Raw genomic sequence first — 18,390 nt, forward strand, 5'->3', positions numbered from 1 at the left:
GGGGTGGTCAGGAGGCGGTGCACGCTCCGAGGGACGGGGCCCCGCCGGTGCCGTTCTTCATGACGGTGAAGCCGAAGCTGGTCGATCCGCCGGCCGGGAGGCTGCCGTTGTGGCTCGACCGCATCGTCATGACGTTTCCGCCGGTGTCCCAGCTGGGTGTGCCGTTCCAGGTGGCGGAGACCCTCTGGGGCGGCGTGACGGTGACCGGGACGGACCAGCCGGTGATCGCCGTGGAGCCCGCGGTCACGGTCACCTGGCCGTTGTAGCCCTCGTTCCACTCGGCCGTCGTGCGGTAGGACACCGTGCAGCCGGCGCTGCCGCCTCCGCCGCCTCCGCCGTCCGAGCCACCCAGGGCGGACAACACGGCGGTGTACGCGGGCTTCTTGGCGTAGTTCGCGTCGAACAGCAGGGGAGTGCCGCTGCTGCGCCAGGAGTACTTGTCGGTGACGCCCCAGACGGTGATCCCGGTGCAGCGGGAGACGGCCAGGCAGGCGTTGACGACGGTGGCGTAAGCGGTGGCCTGGGCGCTGCCGGAGCCCTCGATGTCGAGTTCGGTGATCTGCACGTCCACGCCGAGGTCGGCGAAGCGCTGCAGGTTGGCGCGGTAGTCGGCGGGGACCGGCGACGCGCTGTTGAAGTGGGACTGGAAGCCGACGCAGTCGATGGGAACGCCGCGCGCCTTGAAGTCCCGCACCATGGCGTAGACGGCATTGCTCTTCGCGTTGACGCCGTCCGTGTTGTAGTCGTTGTAACAGAGCTTGGCGGCCGGGTCGGCGGCGCGGGCCGTGCGGAACGCCTCCTCGATGAAGCCGTTGCCGAGCTTGTCCTGGAAGGGCGAGCTGCGCCGGGCGCCGCTGCCGCCGTCCTGGAAAGCCTCGTTGACCACGTCCCAGGCGGCTGCCTTGCCCTTGTAGTGCTGCATGACCTGGGTGATGTGGTGGTTCATCGCCGACCGCAGGTCGGAGGCGCCGAGGCCGCCGACCCAGCCGGGCAGCTGGGAGTGCCACACGAGGGTGTGGCCGCGGACCTGCATTCCCCGGCTCCGGGCGTGGTCGACGATCCGGTCGGCGGCGCCGAAGGTGAAGGAGCCCCGGGTGCTTTCGAGGGCGTCCCACTTCATCTCGTTCTCGGGCGTCACCGAGTTGAACTCGGTGTCGAGCGTGGCGACGTACGGCGCTTCGCCCAGGTGCTGGGCGGCGACGGCGGCGCCGAAGTAACGGCCCTTGCCGGCCGCCGCCGAGGCGAGAGTCGAGGCGGCTCCCTCGGCCGTGCCGGAGAGGGCGGTCACGCCCGCCCCCGCGAGCAGGGCCGCCATGGTCAGGATCAGCGCGTTACGGGCGTGGGAACGCCGGCCCGGACGCGTGGGGCCGCGTTCGGGGGAAGTCATGGAAGTGCTCGTCACTGTTCATCCTCCTCTGCGGATGCCGGACGGGGCCGGCCGACAGGCCCGCGCCTCGTCCGGACGGATCGGAGTGCGGACCGTTCTGCGCGCTGGGGTGCGTGAGGTGCTGGATGTTCGAGCGGGGCGGAACGACCGGGCGCATGAACGCGACCGGTGGTGGGATGCGGCTCTGTCGCCCGGGACGGTGCGGCCGTGGTGCGGCTCGACCGCGAGGACCGGACGGCCCTCGGTCTCCGAATTCGAAAGTTTCGGATAGCTTCCCGATTGCTGCGGAGACCTTACGGCGCGGGCTGGGGCGGGTCAACCACCTTCGCGGAACCGGGTGAGCCGGGCCCGGCCCGGCCCCCGGTCGGTCGGGACGGCGCGACGCCGAGACGCCGGGACGCCGGGACGGCACGACGCCGAGACGGCGCGACGCGGCGACGTCCCGCTCAGGCGCCGGCCGGGGGCGGTGCCGTGCTCTTCCGTACCACCAGGTTCGTCGCGAGCTCGATGCGCAGCGCCGCCCTGCCCGGATCGCGGGGGCGCAGCAGCATCCGTGCCGCCTCCTCCGCCATCTGCCGCAGGGGCTGGTGGACCGTGGTCAGCGCCGGGCTGGACCACTGGGCGAGCGGTACGTCGTCATATCCCACGACCGACAGGTCGCCCGGCACGCTGAGCCCCTGGAGGCGGGCCGCCTCCAGGACGCCGAGTGCCTGGAGGTCGCTCCCGGCGAAGACGGCGGTGGGCCGGTCGGAGCCTTCGAGGAGCTCCATGGCGTGCGAGAACCCGCCCTGGACGTGGAAGTCGCCGAACCGTACGAAGCGGGGGTCGGCTTCGAGGCCGGCCATCGCCATGGCCGAGCGGTAGCCGTCGAGCCGGGCCAGCGAGCACATCATGTCCTCGGGCCCGGTGATGATGGCGATGCGCCGGTGGCCGAAGTCGATGAGGTGGCGGGTGGCCGCCATGCCGCCGGACCAGTTGGCGGAGCCGACGGACGGCACGTCGGGCTCCGGGTCGCCCGCCGGGTCGATGATCACGAAGGGGATGGCCCTGGACCTGAGCTGCTGCTTCACGTGGTCGGGGAGCGTGGAGAAGACGAGGACCACACCCAGCGGCCGGCGCCGGAGGACCCCTTCGACCCAGTCGGCGCCGGGTGCGTGGCGGGTGCCGCTCTCGGTGAGGACGACGCTCGCGTCGTTCTCCTTGGCGACGTTCTCGACACCGCGGATGAGCTCCATCGCCCACACGCTCTCCAGCTCGTGGAAGACGAGCTCGATCAGGGGTGCCTGGGCTGCCCCGTGCGCGCGGCGGCGGTAGCCGTGTGTCTCCAGGAGCTGCTCGACCTTGCTGCGCGTCGGGCGGGAGACGTCCGCGCGGCCGTTGAGGACTTTCGAAACTGTCGAAAGCGATACCCCGGCCTGGGCGGCCACCTCGGCCAGCGTCACCCGGCCGGCCACCTCGTCGTCTTCACGCATGGGCGAAGGATAGGACACACCTCGCGGTAACGGTTCGGTCGCGTCGCCGCACGCCCGTTGACCGTCGCCGGGTGCTCCCCTACCGTCCGGAGCGGCATTTACTTTCGATATTCGGCTCGAAACTTTCGAAGGGTGGATGATGGAGATACGTGCGCGGCGCGCCCGGCTCCTGGCAGGCGGCGTGACCCTGGCCCTGGCTCTGAGCCTGTCGGCCTGCGGCGGTGGCGGCGGGAGCGCCTCGTCCGGTGACGGGAGGATCCACGTTCTCGTCTACGGAGACGCCACCAACAAGGTCGAGAAGAAGATCGTCGAGACCTTCAACAAGACCTCCGACGTCAAGGCCGTCCTGGACACCATCCCCGGCGCCGACTACCAGCAGAAGCTCCAGACGATCATCAACACCCCGCAGGCCCCGGACGTGTTCTTCAACTGGGGCGGCGGCAGCATCCAGCCGTACGTGGAGGCGGACCTGCTGTTGCCGCTGGACGGCTTCATCAAGGAGGAGCCGGGCCTGAAGGACAACTTCCTGCCCTCCGTCTTCAACAGCGCCGTCATCGACGGCGCGTCCTACGGTGTCCCGATGCGCGGCACCCAGCCGGTCCTGCTGTTCCACAACAAAAAGGTCCTCAAGGACGCCGGCCTCACCCCGCCCCGCACCTGGGACGAACTCCTCGACGCCGTCACCGCCCTCAAGTCCCGGGGCATCACCCCGATCGCCCTCGGCGGCGGCGACAAGTGGCCGACGCTGATGTGGTTCGAGTACCTCTACGACCGCGTCGCCGGGCCGGAGCTGTTCCGGAAGGCGCTCGAAGGCGACAGGAGCGCCTGGGAGAGCGCGGACAGCAGGAAGGCCCTGAGCATGATCAAGGAGCTGGTCGACGCCGGCGCCTTCGGCACCAACTTCGACTCGGTGAAGTTCACCGACGGCGGTTCGCCCGCCCTCCTCGCCGGTGGCAAGGCCGCCTTCGAGCTGATGGGCTCATGGGCGTACGCCACCCACCAGGACGCGGACAAGGAGTTCGCCGAGAAGGACCTCGGCTACACCGCCTTCCCCTCCGTCGAGGGCGGCAAGGGCGACCGGGCCAACCTCGTCGGCAACACCAACAACTTCTACTCGGTGCTGAAGAAGACGAAGCACCCCGAGGCCGTCGCCGAGTTCCTCACGCTCATGTACTCCGACCGGTTCGTCCAGGAGCAGTTGGCCGTCGGGAACCTGCCCACCACGACCACCACCGAGAAGTTCCTCGCCACCGCGGCCAACCCGGCCTACTCGACGTACCAGTTCGACCTCGTCAAGAAGGCCCCGTCCTTCCAGCTGTCCTGGGACCAGGCCTACCCGCCGGCCGCGATCACCCCCATCCACCAGGCCGTCCAGCAGTTCGTCGGCGGGGAGACCGACGAGGCCGGCTTCATCCGGGCCATGCAGGCCCTGCCCACCGTCTGAAGCCGGGGTGACCACACGGATGACGCCCGTCCGCACCTCCGCCGTGACCGACGGCACCTCCGCCGTGACCGACGGCACCTCCGCCGTGACCGACGGCAGCTCCGCCCCGACCGGCGGGCGGCGCGGCGGCCGGCCACGGCACGCACCCGCCCATGAGGTGGGCCGCCCGGGTCCGGCCTGGGCGGTTCCCGCCACGGTGTTCTTCGCGCTCTTCGCGATGGCCCCGCTCGTCATGGTCGCGGTCCTGTCCTTCACCAGCTGGAACGGGCTCGGATCGCCCGAGTTCGCCGGCCTGGACAACTGGTCCGGGGTCTTCGCCGACCCCGTGATGATCAAAAGTATCTGGCTGAGTCTCCTGCTCACCACGCTCGGCGTGGCCGTCCAGACCCCGCTGAGCATCCTCCTCGGCGTCTGGGCCGCCGGACAGCAGCGCAACCGCGCGGTCCTGTCGGCCATCTACTTCATCCCGCTGCTGCTCTCCTCCACCGCCGTGTCCGTCCTCTGGCGGGCCCTGCTCGACCCGAACTTCGGGGTGCCCTCCCAGGCCGCCTGGCTCTTCGGCGACGGCGACCTCTTCGGCGGCCGGGCCACCGCCATCGGCGTACTCGCCTTCGTCAGCACCTGGCAGTTCACGCCGTTCCACACCCTGATCTACCAGGGCGCCGCACGCGCCATCCCCCACGTGCTGTACCAGGCGGCCGAGATGGACGGCGCCGGGCGCTACCGGCAGTTCTTTCACATCACACTGCCGCAGCTGCGCACCCCGATCGTCACCTCGACGATCCTGATGGTGGTCGGCGGCCTGACCACCTTCGAGACGGTCCTCATCCTCACCCAGGGAGGACCGGGCACCGACACCACCATCACCGCCTTCCACATGTACCAGAAGGCGTTCAAGGGCTTCGACTTCGGAGCCGGCTCGGCCATCGCCCTCGTCCTGGTCCTCGCCGCGACGATCGTCTCGCTGGTCATGGTGAAGCTGTCCGGCTACGACACGATGCGCGGCTCCACGGAAGGCCTGTGATGAAGCGACGCCCCCACTACCTCGCCGGCGCCGGCTCGCTCGTCTGGCTCCTCCTCGTCGGCCTGCCGCTGTACGTCCTGTTCGCCGCGACCGTGCGGTCCCGCTCCGACTACGCCCGGAACGGCCCTCTGTCGTTCCCCGAACGCTTCACGTTCGACAACTACACCGGGGCCTTCGACAGCGGCTTCGGCCGGTACTTCCTCAACACGGTGATCGTCACCGCGTGCGTGGTCGGGATCGTCCTGCTGCTCGTACCCCCGCTCGCCTTCGCGATCGTACGCAGCCGTTCCCGGCTCACCTCCGCGGTCTTCCGGCTCTTCCTCCTCGGCCTCGCCATCCCGGCCCAGGCCGTGATCGTCCCGATGTTCTACCTGATCAGCAAGGCCGGACTGTACGACAACCTGCTCGGCGTCATCCTGCCCACCGCCGCGTTCTGCCTGCCGGTCTGCGCACTCATCCTCAGCGGCACCATGCGCGACATCCCGCCCGAACTCCACGAAGCCATGGCCATCGACGGAGCCCCACCCCGGCAGATCTTCCTCCGGCTGGTGCTCCCGCTGTCCAGGGGCGGACTCTCCACCATCGTGGTGTTCTCCGCCCTCCAGGCGTGGAACGGCTTCCTCTTCCCCCTCGTCCTCACCCAGTCCGACTCCACCAAGCTGATCACGCTGGGTCTGTACGACTTCCGGACCGCGTACGGCATCAACATCCCCGGGCTGCTCGCCGCCGTCGTGCTCTCGATGACACCCGTCCTGCTCGTCTACCTGTTCGCCCGTCGCGCCCTGGTCCAGGGCCTCATGGGCGTCGGAGGAAAGTGACCGCCAACGTGGCAGTTGAGACAACCCCCGTCACCCCCGTCATCCCCGTCTGGAACGACCCCGCCCACGACACCGACACCCGTGTCGGGGCCCTGATCGCCGCCATGACCGTCGAGGAGAAGGTCGCCCAGCTCGTCGGCGTCTGGGTCGGCGCCTCGGACGAGGGCGGCGAAGTCGCCCCGCACCAGCACGAGATGGAGGAACCCGTCGACCTCGACACCCTCCTGCCGCACGGACTCGGCCAGCTCACCCGCCCCTTCGGCACCGCCCCCGTCGACCCGGCACTCGGCGCGCTGTCCCTCATGCGCACCCAGGCGCGGATCGCCGCCGCGAACCGCTTCGCCCTCCCCGCGGTGGCCCACGAGGAGTGCCTCGCCGGCTTCGCCACCTGGAAGGCCACCGCCTACCCGGTGCCGCTGTCCTGGGGCGCCACCTTCAACCCGGCCCTGGTACGGCGTATGGCCACCGCCATCGGTGAGGACATGCGCTCCGTCGGCATCCACCAGGGCCTCGCCCCCGTCCTCGACGTCGTACGGGACGCCCGGTGGGGCCGCGTCGAGGAGACGATCGGCGAGGACCCCTACCTCGTCGGCACCGTCGCCACCGCCTACGTCCAGGGCCTGGAATCCGCCGGAGTCGTCGCCACCCTCAAGCACTTCGCCGGCTACTCCGCCTCCCGCGCCGGACGCAACCTCGCACCCGTCGCCATGGGACCGCGTGAACGCGCCGACGTCCTGCTGCCCCCTTTCGAGATGGCCGTACGCGAAAGCGGCGCCCGGTCGGTCATGCACGCCTACACCGACACCGACGGCGTGCCCTCCGCCGCCGACGAAGAGCTGCTCACCGGACTGCTCCGCGACACCTGGGGCTTCGACGGCACGGTCGTCGCGGACTACTTCGGCATCGCCTTCCTCAAAACCCTGCACGCCGTCGCGGGCGACTGGGCCGAGGCAGCGGGCACCGCGCTGCGCGCCGGCGTCGACGTCGAACTCCCCACCGTGAAGACGTTCGGCGCACCGCTCCTGGAGGCCGTGTCCGCGGGGCGCGTCCCCGAGACCCTCATCGACCGGGCACTGCGCCGGGTCCTGACCCAGAAGGCCCGACTCGGCCTGCTCGACGCCGGCTGGAGCCCCCTGCCGCCGGCCCTGGCAGGAGCCGACCTCGACGACCCGACCGCACTGCGCGGCACCGTCGACCTGGACGGCGACGCCAACCGGCGGCTCGCGCGGGAGGTGGCCGAGCAGGCGATCGTGCTGCTCGCCAACGACTCCACCCTGCCCCTGTCCCGGCCGCCGCGCAGGATCGCCCTGGTCGGCCCCAACGCCGACGAGCCGACCGCCGTGCTCGGCTGCTACTCCTTCCCCGTCCACGTCGGTGTCCGCCACCCCGAGGTCCCCGCCGGCATCGGCCTGCCGACCCTGCGCGAGGCCCTGCGGCGGGAGTTCCCCGGCACGGAGATCGTCACCGTGCGCGGCGCGCGGGTCGACGGGCGCGACAGGTCGGGCTTCGCCGAGGCGGTCCGGGCCGCCGAGGAGGCGGACATCGTCATCGCGGCGCTGGGGGACCGGGCAGGGCTCTTCGGCCGCGGCACCAGCGGCGAGGGCTGCGACGCCGACTCCCTCGCCCTGCCCGGTGTACAGCAGGAGCTCCTCGACGCGCTCCTCGACACCGCCACCCCCGTCGTGGCCACGCTGCTGGCCGGACGGCCGTACGCACTCGGCCGCGCCGCCGACGAGGCCGCCGCCATCGTGCAGTGCTTCTTCCCCGGACAGGAAGGCACCGGGGCCCTGGCAGGCGTGCTCCGCGGGCGGATCAACCCCTCGGGCCGACTGCCCGTCAGCGTGCCACGCGGCCCCGGCGCCCAGCCCTCGACCTACCTTTCACCCCGGCTGGCGCAGGCCACCGACGTGTCCAGCGTCGACCCGACCGCCGCTTTCGCCTTCGGCCACGGACTGTCGTACACCGACTTCACCTGGGGGGACCTCACCGTCGCCCACCGGGAGAGCGCCACCGACGGGGAGTTCCGTCTCGGTTTCTCCGTGCGGAACACGGGGGAGCGGCCGGGCGCCGAGGTCGTCCAGCTGTACCTGCACGACCCCGTGGCATCCGTCGTGCAGCCCGTGCAACGGCTCATCGGCTACGCGCGGGTGCCACTCGGGCCGGGGGAGTCGAGCAGGGTGACGGTGACCGTCCCGGCCGACCTCGCCTCCTTCACGGGCCGCGACGGACGGCGCGTCGTCGAACCGGGGGAGCTGGAACTGCGGCTCGCGGCGTCCAGCACCGATCCCCGCCTCACCGCGACGGTCGTGCTGACCGGCGCGCCGCGCCACGTGGACCACACGCGGCGTCTCCACGCGGCCTTCACGGTGACCCCCGAGCCGTCCGGCCCCGGACAAGGCAGGTAGTGGGGACGGGGCGTCCGAGCAGGCGGGCGCGGCCCGGCGCGACCGGTTCGCCGGTCGCGCCCTCACCCCGGGGGTCAGGCGGGCAGCAGCGCGTCGGCGTCGGCGCGCGACAGCTGGTGACGTGCGGCGGCGAGAGCCGCGTCCGCGTCACGGGCGCCCGTCGACACGCACAGTGCGCAGGCGACATCCTGCAGACGCTGCCGCACCCGCGGGCTGTCGGCCTCCTCCTGAAGCGCCTTCAGCGACTCGTACTCCTCGACCAGTCTGCTCAGCATCGCGGGGTGAGCCATCAGCACGACAGGGTCTCCTTCCACACCGGCGGGCGCCGTATGCCTCGCTCGCCGCCCCGATACCCCCGGCTCGCTCATACATGCGACACGTTGACCCCGTCCGGGGCGTCACCGTAGCGTTGACGGCACTATCGGCACTCTCGCTGACCGGGTGCACCATGGAACGTCTGTCACGTGTTCGTCGCCGGGCCGCCGTCCTCGCCGGTGCGGTGGTCCTGGTGGGCGGCCTGCCCTTCACCCTCTCGGCGTGCGGCTCCGGCGCGGCCCCGACCGGGCGACAGGCCGGGGACGCCGCCGCCGCCGCCGTGCGTCTGGCATTCGCGGCTCCTTCGCTCGCCGACGCCCTGAACGCCCAGGTGACGGCGCAGGGTGCGGCGGCGCGGAAGGCCGAGGCGGACGGGCGGAAGGTGTGCACCACGGACCCGGCCGACCGGGAGGCGTGCCGCAATCCGAGCGGAAAGATCGATCCGCACGGCGGGGACGTGGACGGCGATGGCGTGTTCGAGCGGCACGAACCCGTCGGCCCCGGTCACAAGGACCCGCGCGCGTACGACGGCGGCAGGACGTCCGGCGAAACGCAGTGCGACTGGCTCCGCTCTCAGGGTGTCGCCTGCTGATCACGGCCCGGCTCACCGGTGACCCCGCCGTCACCGTCAGGGTCCGGGGCCGCCCGCCCCCGGCGTGATCCGCTGTAGGCCGCGGCCCGCAGGCGGCTCAGCCGGGCGGTCGGGTGGAAGTCCGGCAGGCGGTGGACGTACGGGTCGTAGGAGACCGTGCTGTGCTCCGGCGCCGGTCCTGGCGGCCCGATCGTCAGGGTCGCCACGGCTCGCCACGGCTCGTCCGCCGCGGCCGTGCACAGGTGGAAGCGGACGGGTTCGCGCTCCAGCGCCTGCCGGAGGGCCGGCAGACCGCCGGGGACCCGTCCGTGGGCACCGCGCACCGGGAAGGCGGCCACCACCCGTTCCCGGTCGCCCGCCCGGTACGACAGGAGCGAGGAGTACGGGCCCGCCAGCGCGTCCCGCCGCAGGAGCGGCAGGTGGCGGCCGAGGCGCCCGGGGCGGCTGGAGGTGAGCAGCAGGTCCAGCGCGGCGCCGGGGCCGCCGGCGTCCGGGACGCGCAGGGCCAGGCCTAGCCCGTCCGGCAGCCGTCCGGGCAGGCCGAGCGCGCGCGACCACCGTACGGTCACCTCGTAGGACCCGGGCCGGTCGAGCCACCCCGCGCCCCAGCGGCGGTCGGGGCTGCCCGGCACCTCCAGCGTGCCGCCGCAGGTCAGGCCCTGGGGATGGAGGGCCGGTGCCGAGCGCCGCCGTGCCAGCCGGTGCGCGACGTGGTACGCCGCCGTGTGGAGTGCCATGCGCGGACCTTCCCGTAGCCGGATGCCAGATCAGGGGATCGGAGCAGGGGCGGGCGCGCCCTCCCCTGCGGACCGGCGGGCCGGCAGGCCGACCAGCCTGCCGCCGGGCGTCGCCGGACGCGTCGTGGGCGGTGTGTCGGTCCGTATGACCTCCCCGGTCTCCGGGAGGGACTTCGCCTCCCTGAGCGCGACGCGGATCTCCTGACGCGGGTCACGGCCCGCGAGACGCCCGGCAGCGAGGACGCGGCAGGGCCGGGGGTGTCCTTCAGCCGGGCCGCGAGCTCCGTTCCGCGGTCCCCCGGCGCCAGGGTGACCCGGACGTCGATCCGGTCCGCGTACCGGTCCAGCGGCGGCGGCCCGTCACCCGGCCGCACGTCCGCCGGGGGGCGGTTGACCGCCACCGTGAACCACCGGTCGCCCGGCCGGTCGTCCGACTCGTGCGATGCCCGGGTCTTCCGCGCCGGCGAGACGCCGGCACCCAGGGCCGGGAGAGCCCACACCATCCTCTTCATGAGCATGCCTCCCGACCTGTCACCGACGTCCGGTTCCCACCGGCTGCCCGTGCCGGACCGGGCTAAACGGTGGGAGTCCCGCGGCGGGAGGGACACATGGGGTGAGTGCGGGGGACGCAGGGGGGTACTCGGCGCCGGAGCAGTTGGCACAGGCGGCCGTTCGTGGCCGCCCCGCGAGAAAGGCTCCGGCCATGAGCAGCTCACACCGTACGGCGTCCGCCCGGACCCCTCTGCAGCAGGCCGCGCTCCTGGTGGGAGCGGTCTTCCTGCTGGTGGGCATCCTCGGCTTCATCCCGGGGATCACGACCGACTACGACACGATGAAGTTCGCCGAGCACCATTCCGAGGCCAAGCTGCTGGGCGTGTTCCAGGTGTCGATCCTGCACAACATCGTTCACCTGCTCTTCGGTGTCGCGGGCGTCATGATGGCCCGTGCCCCGTCCACGGCGCGCTCGTTCCTCATCGGCGGCGGCGTCATCTACCTGGTGCTCTGGCTGTACGGGCTGATCATCGACCACGACAGCGCCGCCAACTTCATCCCGGTCAACTCGGCCGACAACTGGCTCCACCTCATCCTCGGCCTCGGCATGATCGCCCTCGGTGTCCTCCTCGGCCGCGGTACGCGGCCGGGTGCCGCGCGCTGACAGCGGCCGGGCGCCGCACCCCGGCCGCGTCACATCCGTTCGGCGTCCGTTCGGCGTCCGTACGGCGGCGCGGCCGGGTCAGGCGCGTTCCGCCCGGATGACCACGAGTTCCTCCGTGTCCGTGTCCTGCGCGATCAGCCCGCGGGAGCGCAGCCACTCCAGCCGGGAGCGCAGGACCGGCCCGAACGGCACGAGCGCCCGGTCGGTGACGGCCGCTCGCATGCCGGCATCGCTCAGCCGTTCCAGGGTGCGGTCGGCGTCGCAGAGCCCCGAGTGGACCATCAGCAGCACGCCGTCCGGCCGCAGCAAGGAGGGCGCCGCCGCACAGATGCGGTCGACCACGGCCCGCCCGTCCCGGCCCGCGTCCCAGGCACGGGCGGCGCCCGTACGGGGAAGGGCCGCGGAGGGGGCGGGGACGTACGGAGGGTTGCTCACCACGACGTCGTACCGCCGGCCGCCGACCGGGCCGGCCAGGTCACCGCGGTGCACGGTGATGCGCCGGCCGGCCAGCAGCGCGTTGAGGCGTGCCGTCAGCACCGCCCTGCGGGTGATGTCGACCGCGGTCACCCTGGCCCCCATCCGCGCGGCGTGCAGAGCGAGCGCGCCGCTTCCGGTGCCGATGTCCAGGAGGTCCCGGCCGGGGCACAGGCCTTCGCGGCGCAGCGCGTCCGCCAGCAGGAAGGTGTCGTGCTGGGGCGCGTAGACACCGGGCAGCGTCAGCACGCGTCCACCGCGGGGTGTGGTGGCAACAGTGGTGGACATACGGCACCTCCGATATGCAGGCGTCGCTCAGCGTCGCCGTCGATACGTCAACAGCCGGGCACCGGGCGCTCAGGGCCCCGCACCGGGGCCCCGCCACGGAGGGGTCCGGCACGCACGCCGTCCCGACGGGACCCACGTGCCCGGGGACGCACGATTCATACGTGTCAGTCGGTGCGGGAGAGTAACCAGGTGCCCCTGTGCAACGGCACCGTCCTGCCGAACCCGGCAGACCCGGCGGGCGGTTGACGCGGGCGGAGGCTGCCCCTGCGGGGAGCGCGGCCCGTCCCGGACCCCGCTCGGCAGCGATTGCGCCACCTCCGGCGGGGGCCTAGCGTGAGGGATGCGACCGGGCACCGGGCGCCGTAAGGGACCGGGCAGCACTCCTCCGCCGGGCCACCCGCCGCGCACCGGCGAGAACCCGGAACTCCGTCACCCCCCCGGCGGTGGCGCACGACCCCTGGGCACCCGGCATGCAGACCTTCCTCCCCTTTCCCTCCTTCAAGGAATCGGCCGCCGCGCTGGACGCGCGGCGGCTCGGCAAGCAGCGGGTGGAGGCGCTCCAGGTGCTGCGCGGTCTGACCGTCCCCGGATACGGATGGCGCAGGCACCCGGCGGTGCGCATGTGGGCCGGCTACGAGGAGGCCCTCGTCCGCTACGGCCTGGACGTCTGCGAGGTGTGGACGGCCGAGGGGCGCTCCGACACCTGCGCCGTCACCCTGGTCGACGACTACCGCGCCCACCGCCCGGGGGCAGCCGTCCGGCCGCAGGACCGGCTCGCCGCGGCGGGCGAGCTGCCGCCCTGGCTCGGCGCCCCGGAGTTCCACCGCAGCCACCAGTCGGCGCTGGTGCGCAAGGATCCGGTCTTCTACCGCGACCGCTTCCCCGGAGTCCCCGACGACCTGCCGTACGTCTGGCCGCCGTCCGACCGCGACCCGGAGCCGCCGGCGCTCCCCCGCGGCCGGAAGGCCGTGTGATCAGAAGGCGTAGCGGACGCGCAGCCAGGGGGTGTGGGTCTCGATCAGCCCGCGCAGCGCCGCGAGGGAGGACGCCTTGGGGGCGTTGCGGTAGCGGACGTTCCAGCTGCCGTTCTCGGAGCGCTTGGCCTGCTGGAGGTCCGGGCGCCACAGCAGGTCCTCGGCGCGCGGGTGCCATCCGAGATTGACCTCGTGGAGGTCCCGGTTGTGGGTCAGCATGATGACCTCGGCCGCCGCCTGCTCCTTCACCCGCCGGGGCAGGACGTCGTCGAGACGCCGGAGCAGCTCGGCCCAGTCCCGTTCCCAGCCCGGCCGGATCACGACCGGCGAGAGGTTGAAGTGCACCTCGTACCCCGCGTCCAGGAAGTCCGCCGCCGCCGCGACGCGCCGCTCGACGGGGCTGGTGCGGAGGTCGAGCACCTTGGAGTCGTCCGGCGGCATCAGCGAGAAGCGGATGCGGGTACGCCCCCGCGGGTCGAGCCGCAGCAGGTCGGGGTTGACGAACTTGGTCGCGAAGGAGGCCTTCGCCGTGGGCCAGCGCCGGAACGCGCGCACCAGGTCGGCCGTGTTGTCGCAGATCAGGTCGTCGACCGAACAGTCGCCGTTCTCGCCGATGTCGTAGACCCAGGCGTACGCGTCGCACTGGTTCGGCTCCCGCTTCGGGCCCTGAGCGGCCACGTGCCGGGCCAGGTGCCCGATGACCCGGTCGACGTTGGTGAAGACGGTGATCGGGTTGGCGTACCCCTTGCGGCGCGGCACGTAGCAGTACGCGCACGCCATCGCGCACCCGTTGGAGAGGCCGGGCGCGATCCAGTCGGCCGAGCGCCCGTTCGGCCGGGTGGTGAGCGACGCGCGCTCGCCGAGCACCAGCGTCTCGCCCTTCACCCGCACCCAGCGCTCCACGTTGCCCTCATTGCCGTGGAGCCGCGGAATGCGCCAGTGCGAATCCGTCTCGACCACGCGGGCGCCGGGGAAGCGGGCGATGACCTCTCTGCCGCGGTACGACGCCGCCGCGGCGGGTTCGGCGTGGATCTCGCGGACGTCGAGCAGCCTCCGCGCCTCGGGCGAATCCCGGAACGAACGCCCCCCGGGCTCCTCCTCCCGCGCCGACGCCGTGGCCGCCGCGAGCTCCTCCAGGCTGAACAGGCCTTCGGCGGAGTCGTCCGAAGCACCGGCACGATGTCGCATGACCACTCCGATGACCACGGGCGTAAGACGGGCACAACCACTTCCACTGTACGAAACCGGACCCGGTTTTGGCCTCGGTGGGGTGCGGAGGCGCCCCGCCCCCAGGGCGTGGGCGTGGCGTGGCGCGTTTTCGCCTGTCCGTACCCCTCGCCCAGCCCTATCGTCACCCGGGTGAGCCAGACGGCGCTTCCCCACCCGTCGACGGGTGTCCGGGACCCGCGCCTCTTCGGCGACGCGCCGGTCGACCCCTCCGCCAGCGAGGCGGGCCGACTCCTGTGCGTGGGCGCGTACCTCGATCCGCGCTTCCGGGACCGGGTCATCGACGAGCTGTACGTCCACGACGAACGCGTCGTCGCCCCCAGCTACGGCATCGACGCCGCCCGCGTCCTCGCCCACGCCGTACGCGCCCGGCGCGACGAACTGTGCTGGTCCACCGCCACGGCGGGGCTGTGGGTGGTGGCCACACTCGTCACCGACGGCTTCTTCGCCGTCCTCCTGGCGCTGCCGTGCCTCCTGCTGAGTGCGACCGCCCGCCTGGTGAGGACCGTCCACAGGGCGCCGGTCCTGCGCCTGGTGTCCCGCCTCCTCCAGCTGTACGCCCGTGTCCTGCTGGGACTCCTCCTGCTGACGACGGCCCTGGCACCACTGGTGCGGGCGGACCGGGACCTGATCCGCAACCGGCTCGTGAGCTTCGTCCACCAAGCGACCGACCTGCTCGATCTCCAGTACCGGCTGCTGTCGGAGGAGCGGCGGTCCAGGCTCTATTTCAAGCCGGAGGACGACTGGACGCACCTGCCCTACCTCGTCCTCGGCTTCCTCCTGCTCCTCGCGGTGCTCGCCGGCCTGCGGCACGAGCACCTGGCCCGCACGATGGCCGGACCACTGTCCCGGGAACACCATCACGACCTCACCCGCGACCCGGCCGAGCGGACCCGCGACGCCCGGCTGCGGCTCGTTCAGGAACTGATCCGCGGCGAGCAGCACTGGCCGCTCGTGATGTACGCGACGGCCAACCCGTTCTGCGGCGCCGGGGTGCCGTTCAGGCCATGGCACCTCTCGGTCGAGCTGCGGCCCCGCACCGACCTCGGACAGCGCAAACCCCAGGCGGTCGACAACGAGGAGATCCTGCACCGGATCGTGCCCCTGGTCGAGGCGCTGCGCGTACCCTCCCCGCGCCGCTCCCCGCGGACCGCCGCCGAGGTACTGGACCGGCTGCGCGAGCTCGTCGTCGACGAGTGCGTCTTCCTGCCCGCCGAAGGACTGCGCCACCGGGAGGACGTGCCGCTCGACCCGGAGGACTTCGAGGAGCACCGCGCCGCGGCCGTCGAGGAGGGCGGCGAGAAGCGCCGCCACTTCCTGCGGATCCGGGTGGGCGGCTGGGACGAGGACATCGTCGTCACCGTCTTCGTCCGGGTGCACACACAGGGCGGGATGCTCATGCTGGAGGTCGCGCCGCATGTGCTGCTCCCCGTGCGGCGCCGGTTCCGGGAGGCCGACGGCGCCCTCAGGCGGTTTTGCGGGGACAACGCCGTCGGCCTCGGGCTGCGCGCCCTGGCGGACGGGCCTCAGAGCCTCGGCACGTCGCTGGCCGCCCTCGCCCGGGGGGTGCGGAACGTCTGGCAGGCACAGACCGCGGGGAACTCCGGCGCGCCGCCCAAGGGGCCCGGGATCGCGGTACGCGAACTGGGCTCGGACCCCGACAGCTCCCTCTTCCAGGCGATGGACGTCGACCGATACCTGAAGACGGTCCAGGACCGGGTGGCACGCGGGGTGCAGCTCGCGCTGTACGAGGCCGGCTGGCAGACGACGGAGTTCGAACGCAAGGCCGTGCACCTCGGCGAGGGGGCGGTCTACATCCAGTCGGTGCACAACAGCGCCGTCGGCATCGGCGACAGGAACACCGTCAGCGCGTCGACCGGCACGGCCGGGGGAGAGAGGGAGGCCAAACGTGACACGTCCTGAGGCGGAGCGCCCCGACAGGGCCGTGCGCATAGGGTCCGTCACCGGCAGCGCCTTCGCGGTCGGCGACCACAACCAGGTCAGTGCGGTCAACGGCGCGTCCGGCGCCGCGCGCGAGGCGGACCTGGCCGAACTTCTGGCGTCCGTACGCGAATTGCGCGCCGATCTGGCGCGGCTCACGGCGGCGGTGACCGAGCGTGAGCCGGTGGCCGTGCTCGACGCGGAACTGGTGTCGGTGGAGGAGGGAATCGCGTCCGGCGACACCATCACGCCCGGCCGGCTCGTCCGGCTGCGCGACGCGCTCGTCTCGGCGGCGCCCGTGGTGGAGCTCCTCGCCTCGGGCGGCGCGGTCGCCACCGCTGTCGCGGCCCTGCTGGGCAGTTGAGGTGGACCCGGCGGCGTGGCCCGTGCGATGGAACGTGGGCACCCAGAGCTGGGAGTACCCGGACGAGGCCTTGCCCGCCGAAGCGGATGACCACGGGGTGGTGGGGGAGGAGAGGGGCCCGTCCGGGACGGCCGGGGCGCCCGAGCGCCTGCCCGGGCTCGGTCCGGAGTCGCCCGGGCTCGGTCCGGAGTCGCCCGGGCTGGGTCCGGAGTCGCCCGGGCTGGGTCCGGAGTCGCCCGGTGCCCGGCCGCGGCACACCGGCCTCAGGCGCCCGTTGACGCCGCCGCCGATTCCCTGGCGGCCCCCCGGGCGATCCCTTTCCGACCACGACCAGGACCAGGACCCCCACCCTGGCCTCGGCTCCGGCCGCGGCTCCGGCTCCGGCCGCGGCGACGGCGCGGAGGGGTGGGCACACCGGTTGCCGTCGCTCGCCGCGGGGCTCGCCGTGGCAGCGGTCCTCGTCGCCGCAGGAGTCCGGTGGGCGGCGGCCGGTGACAGCTCGCCGGGTACGGCGGGCCCGTCCTCCCCGGCCGCGTCCTCGACCGCCTTCCCCACCGCCCCTCCGACCGCGCCGTCCGGTGACTACCGCGTCTCCACCGATGCCGGCGGGCTCAGCGTCGCGGTCCCGCGGGACTGGACGTACCGGCTCAGCGGCAGCTCGCACACCTACCAGGCGCCGGACTACGCCTCGTTCCTGGAGATCACCCCGGTCCCCGGCCCCGCCGATCCGCTGGAGACGGCGCGCGGGTTCTCCCAGGCGGTGAGGTCGGTCTGGTCCGGCTACGTCGAGACGGCACTCGGACCCGTCGGCGACGCCCCGGACGCGGCGGTCGAGGTGGAGTTCGCCCACGACGCCACGGACGGCACCCGGCGGCGCGGCATCTACCGCGTCTTCACGGCCCCGGACACCACCGTGTACGGGGCTCAGGTGGCCGGACCGAGCACCGACTGGCCCCGCCAGCGCGAGATCATGGACACGTTGCTGTCGACCTTCTACCCGTCCGGTGCCGCGCCGACCCCGTGACGCCTCCGCCACCGGCGGGCACCGGGGACCGCGCGGTCAGCGGACGAAGCTGTCGCGGCACAGCGCGGTCACCGACGGGTCGGTCACGCCCCGTGAGGCTTTGCACAGGTCCGCCATGCCGTACGTCGGCCGAGGCCGCGCCGCCGGTGGGCCGGGGCGCGGCCGAACGGGCCGCTTCGAACCCGTCCGTCCCTCGGCGGCCGGGCGCCGCACGGCCTGCCCGCGCGGTGGCTCCACGGTGACCCGCCTGTCCGCCGTGGGGCGTTCGCCGCGTGCCGCGCCGCCGCGACGCACCGGGTCGGTACGGGGCGTGGGGAGCGGACCGGTGGTCGCCAGCTCTTCCCGCGCCGGGGGTTCGGCCGGTGGCCTGCGCACCACGGGGGCCGGAGCCGGATCGCCCGCCGGCGCCGGCCGGTTGGGCCCGGGGGTGGCGGCGGGGGGCACGGACACGCAGCCCGCCGTTCCGAGGAGGAGGGCGAGAGCGAGAGGCAGGAGGAGCGAGCGCATCCGCTCAGCTTCGCGCACGGAGCCGGAGTCCGCCGGGGGCTACCGGCCGGGACCACCGGCACGAGTGACCCGGCTTACGATCATGAGCATGGGGAGAGCGGGGAACACGGATCCGGGCGGGCAGCGACCGTGCATGTGGTGCGGTCGCCCCTTCCTGCCGCGGGGCAGGCGCGGCCTTCGGCTGTACTGCAGCCGCTCGCACAAGTGGCGGCGCCGTCTGTCGGACCTTCTGGAGGTGGTG

The 18,390-nt window shown here is 72.9% G+C and carries 16 protein-coding genes; 10 read left to right on the plus strand and 6 right to left on the minus strand.

Annotation, left to right across the window (positions count from 1 at the left end; all coding sequences use genetic code 11):
• Positions 1 to 7: 7 nt before the first annotated feature.
• On the minus strand, positions 8 to 1,315 hold the full coding sequence (locus ABZZ38_RS09195) for an endo-1,4-beta-xylanase (protein ID WP_356737585.1): 1,308 nt from the start codon (positions 1,313 to 1,315) through the stop codon (positions 8 to 10).
• A gap of 518 nt (positions 1,316 to 1,833) precedes the next feature.
• A complete protein-coding gene (locus ABZZ38_RS09200; protein WP_356737361.1) occupies positions 1,834 to 2,859 on the minus strand; it encodes a LacI family DNA-binding transcriptional regulator in 1,026 nt (341 codons plus the stop codon).
• Positions 2,860 to 2,998: 139 nt separating this feature from the next.
• Here ABZZ38_RS09200 and ABZZ38_RS09205 point away from each other — a divergent pair, with 139 nt between their 5' ends.
• From ABZZ38_RS09205 to ABZZ38_RS09220, 4 genes are read left to right on the plus strand one after another with little or no spacing between them, the layout of a single operon-like run.
• Complete coding sequence (locus ABZZ38_RS09205; protein ID WP_356737587.1) at positions 2,999 to 4,303, plus strand: extracellular solute-binding protein; 1,305 nt, start codon at positions 2,999 to 3,001, stop codon at positions 4,301 to 4,303.
• 7 nt (positions 4,304 to 4,310) lie between these two features.
• Positions 4,311 to 5,327: a sugar ABC transporter permease gene (locus ABZZ38_RS09210; protein ID WP_356737363.1), complete on the plus strand. Its 1,017-nt coding sequence runs from the start codon at positions 4,311 to 4,313 to the stop codon at positions 5,325 to 5,327.
• Complete coding sequence (locus ABZZ38_RS09215; RefSeq protein WP_356737365.1) at positions 5,327 to 6,145, plus strand: carbohydrate ABC transporter permease; 819 nt, start codon at positions 5,327 to 5,329, stop codon at positions 6,143 to 6,145. Before ABZZ38_RS09210 ends, ABZZ38_RS09215 begins: the two co-directional genes overlap by 1 nt.
• Positions 6,142 to 8,550 carry a glycoside hydrolase family 3 N-terminal domain-containing protein gene (locus ABZZ38_RS09220; protein WP_356737367.1) on the plus strand — a complete coding sequence of 803 codons (2,409 nt, stop codon included), beginning with the start codon at positions 6,142 to 6,144 and terminating at the stop codon, positions 8,548 to 8,550. The genes ABZZ38_RS09215 and ABZZ38_RS09220 overlap by 4 nt, the downstream gene beginning before the upstream one ends.
• Positions 8,551 to 8,624: 74 nt before the next feature.
• Here ABZZ38_RS09220 and ABZZ38_RS09225 read toward each other — a convergent pair whose 3' ends face one another.
• Positions 8,625 to 8,846 (minus strand): DUF5133 domain-containing protein, encoded by a 222-nt coding sequence (locus tag ABZZ38_RS09225; protein ID WP_356737369.1) that lies wholly within the window; start codon positions 8,844 to 8,846, stop codon positions 8,625 to 8,627.
• Positions 8,847 to 8,998: 152 nt separating this feature from the next.
• On the opposite strand from ABZZ38_RS09225, the gene ABZZ38_RS09230 reads away from it, so the two are divergent.
• Complete coding sequence (locus tag ABZZ38_RS09230; RefSeq protein ID WP_356737371.1) at positions 8,999 to 9,457, plus strand: hypothetical protein; 459 nt, start codon at positions 8,999 to 9,001, stop codon at positions 9,455 to 9,457.
• Here ABZZ38_RS09230 and ABZZ38_RS09235 read toward each other — a convergent pair.
• Complete coding sequence (locus ABZZ38_RS09235) at positions 9,439 to 10,194, minus strand: phosphodiesterase (RefSeq protein WP_356737373.1); 756 nt, start codon at positions 10,192 to 10,194, stop codon at positions 9,439 to 9,441. The genes ABZZ38_RS09230 and ABZZ38_RS09235 overlap by 19 nt on opposite strands.
• A gap of 703 nt (positions 10,195 to 10,897) precedes the next feature.
• On the opposite strand from ABZZ38_RS09235, the gene ABZZ38_RS09240 reads away from it, so the two are divergent.
• A complete protein-coding gene (locus tag ABZZ38_RS09240) occupies positions 10,898 to 11,350 on the plus strand; it encodes a DUF4383 domain-containing protein (protein WP_356737375.1) in 453 nt (150 codons plus the stop codon).
• 78 nt (positions 11,351 to 11,428) lie between these two features.
• Here ABZZ38_RS09240 and ABZZ38_RS09245 read toward each other — a convergent pair whose 3' ends face one another.
• On the minus strand, positions 11,429 to 12,112 hold the full coding sequence (locus ABZZ38_RS09245) for a HemK2/MTQ2 family protein methyltransferase (protein WP_356737377.1): 684 nt from the start codon (positions 12,110 to 12,112) through the stop codon (positions 11,429 to 11,431).
• Positions 12,113 to 12,582: 470 nt separating this feature from the next.
• Here ABZZ38_RS09245 and ABZZ38_RS09250 point away from each other — a divergent pair, with 470 nt between their 5' ends.
• The gene (locus ABZZ38_RS09250) at positions 12,583 to 13,086 is read left to right on the plus strand and encodes an MSMEG_6728 family protein (RefSeq protein WP_356737589.1); all 504 of its coding nucleotides are present in this window, start codon (positions 12,583 to 12,585) and stop codon (positions 13,084 to 13,086) included.
• Here ABZZ38_RS09250 and ABZZ38_RS09255 read toward each other — a convergent pair whose 3' ends face one another.
• Positions 13,087 to 14,274 carry a spore photoproduct lyase family protein gene (locus tag ABZZ38_RS09255; RefSeq protein WP_356737379.1) on the minus strand — a complete coding sequence of 396 codons (1,188 nt, stop codon included), beginning with the start codon at positions 14,272 to 14,274 and terminating at the stop codon, positions 13,087 to 13,089.
• Between the two features lie 171 nt (positions 14,275 to 14,445).
• Here ABZZ38_RS09255 and ABZZ38_RS09260 point away from each other — a divergent pair, with 171 nt between their 5' ends.
• The 3 genes from ABZZ38_RS09260 (at position 14,446) to ABZZ38_RS09270 (ending at position 17,642) form a co-directional block, all read left to right on the plus strand.
• Positions 14,446 to 16,236: a hypothetical protein gene (locus ABZZ38_RS09260; RefSeq protein ID WP_356737381.1), complete on the plus strand. Its 1,791-nt coding sequence runs from the start codon at positions 14,446 to 14,448 to the stop codon at positions 16,234 to 16,236.
• Positions 16,223 to 16,618 (plus strand): hypothetical protein, encoded by a 396-nt coding sequence (locus tag ABZZ38_RS09265; RefSeq protein WP_356737383.1) that lies wholly within the window; start codon positions 16,223 to 16,225, stop codon positions 16,616 to 16,618. The genes ABZZ38_RS09260 and ABZZ38_RS09265 overlap by 14 nt, the downstream gene beginning before the upstream one ends.
• Before the next feature lie 418 nt (positions 16,619 to 17,036).
• Positions 17,037 to 17,642, plus strand: a complete 606-nt coding sequence (locus ABZZ38_RS09270) for a hypothetical protein (protein ID WP_356737385.1) — start codon at positions 17,037 to 17,039, stop codon at positions 17,640 to 17,642.
• Positions 17,643 to 18,390 lie beyond the last annotated feature (748 nt).

The organism is Streptomyces sp. NPDC006368 (genome assembly GCF_040612535.1).
Lineage (GTDB): Bacteria > Actinomycetota > Actinomycetes > Streptomycetales > Streptomycetaceae > Streptomyces.

Coding starts and splice junctions, on each gene's coding strand:
- ABZZ38_RS09195 (WP_356737585.1), bottom strand. CDS start 1,315: ATGGCGGCCCTGCTCGCGGGGGCGGGCGTGACCGCCCTCTCCGGCACG.
- ABZZ38_RS09200 (WP_356737361.1), bottom strand. CDS start 2,859: ATGCGTGAAGACGACGAGGTGGCCGGCCGGGTGACGCTGGCCGAGGTG.
- ABZZ38_RS09205 (WP_356737587.1), top strand. CDS start 2,999: ATGGAGATACGTGCGCGGCGCGCCCGGCTCCTGGCAGGCGGCGTGACC.
- ABZZ38_RS09215 (WP_356737365.1), top strand. CDS start 5,327: ATGAAGCGACGCCCCCACTACCTCGCCGGCGCCGGCTCGCTCGTCTGG.
- ABZZ38_RS09230 (WP_356737371.1), top strand. CDS start 8,999: ATGGAACGTCTGTCACGTGTTCGTCGCCGGGCCGCCGTCCTCGCCGGT.
- ABZZ38_RS09235 (WP_356737373.1), bottom strand. CDS start 10,194: ATGGCACTCCACACGGCGGCGTACCACGTCGCGCACCGGCTGGCACGG.
- ABZZ38_RS09240 (WP_356737375.1), top strand. CDS start 10,898: ATGAGCAGCTCACACCGTACGGCGTCCGCCCGGACCCCTCTGCAGCAG.
- ABZZ38_RS09245 (WP_356737377.1), bottom strand. CDS start 12,112: ATGTCCACCACTGTTGCCACCACACCCCGCGGTGGACGCGTGCTGACG.
- ABZZ38_RS09250 (WP_356737589.1), top strand. CDS start 12,583: ATGCAGACCTTCCTCCCCTTTCCCTCCTTCAAGGAATCGGCCGCCGCG.
- ABZZ38_RS09255 (WP_356737379.1), bottom strand. CDS start 14,274: ATGCGACATCGTGCCGGTGCTTCGGACGACTCCGCCGAAGGCCTGTTC.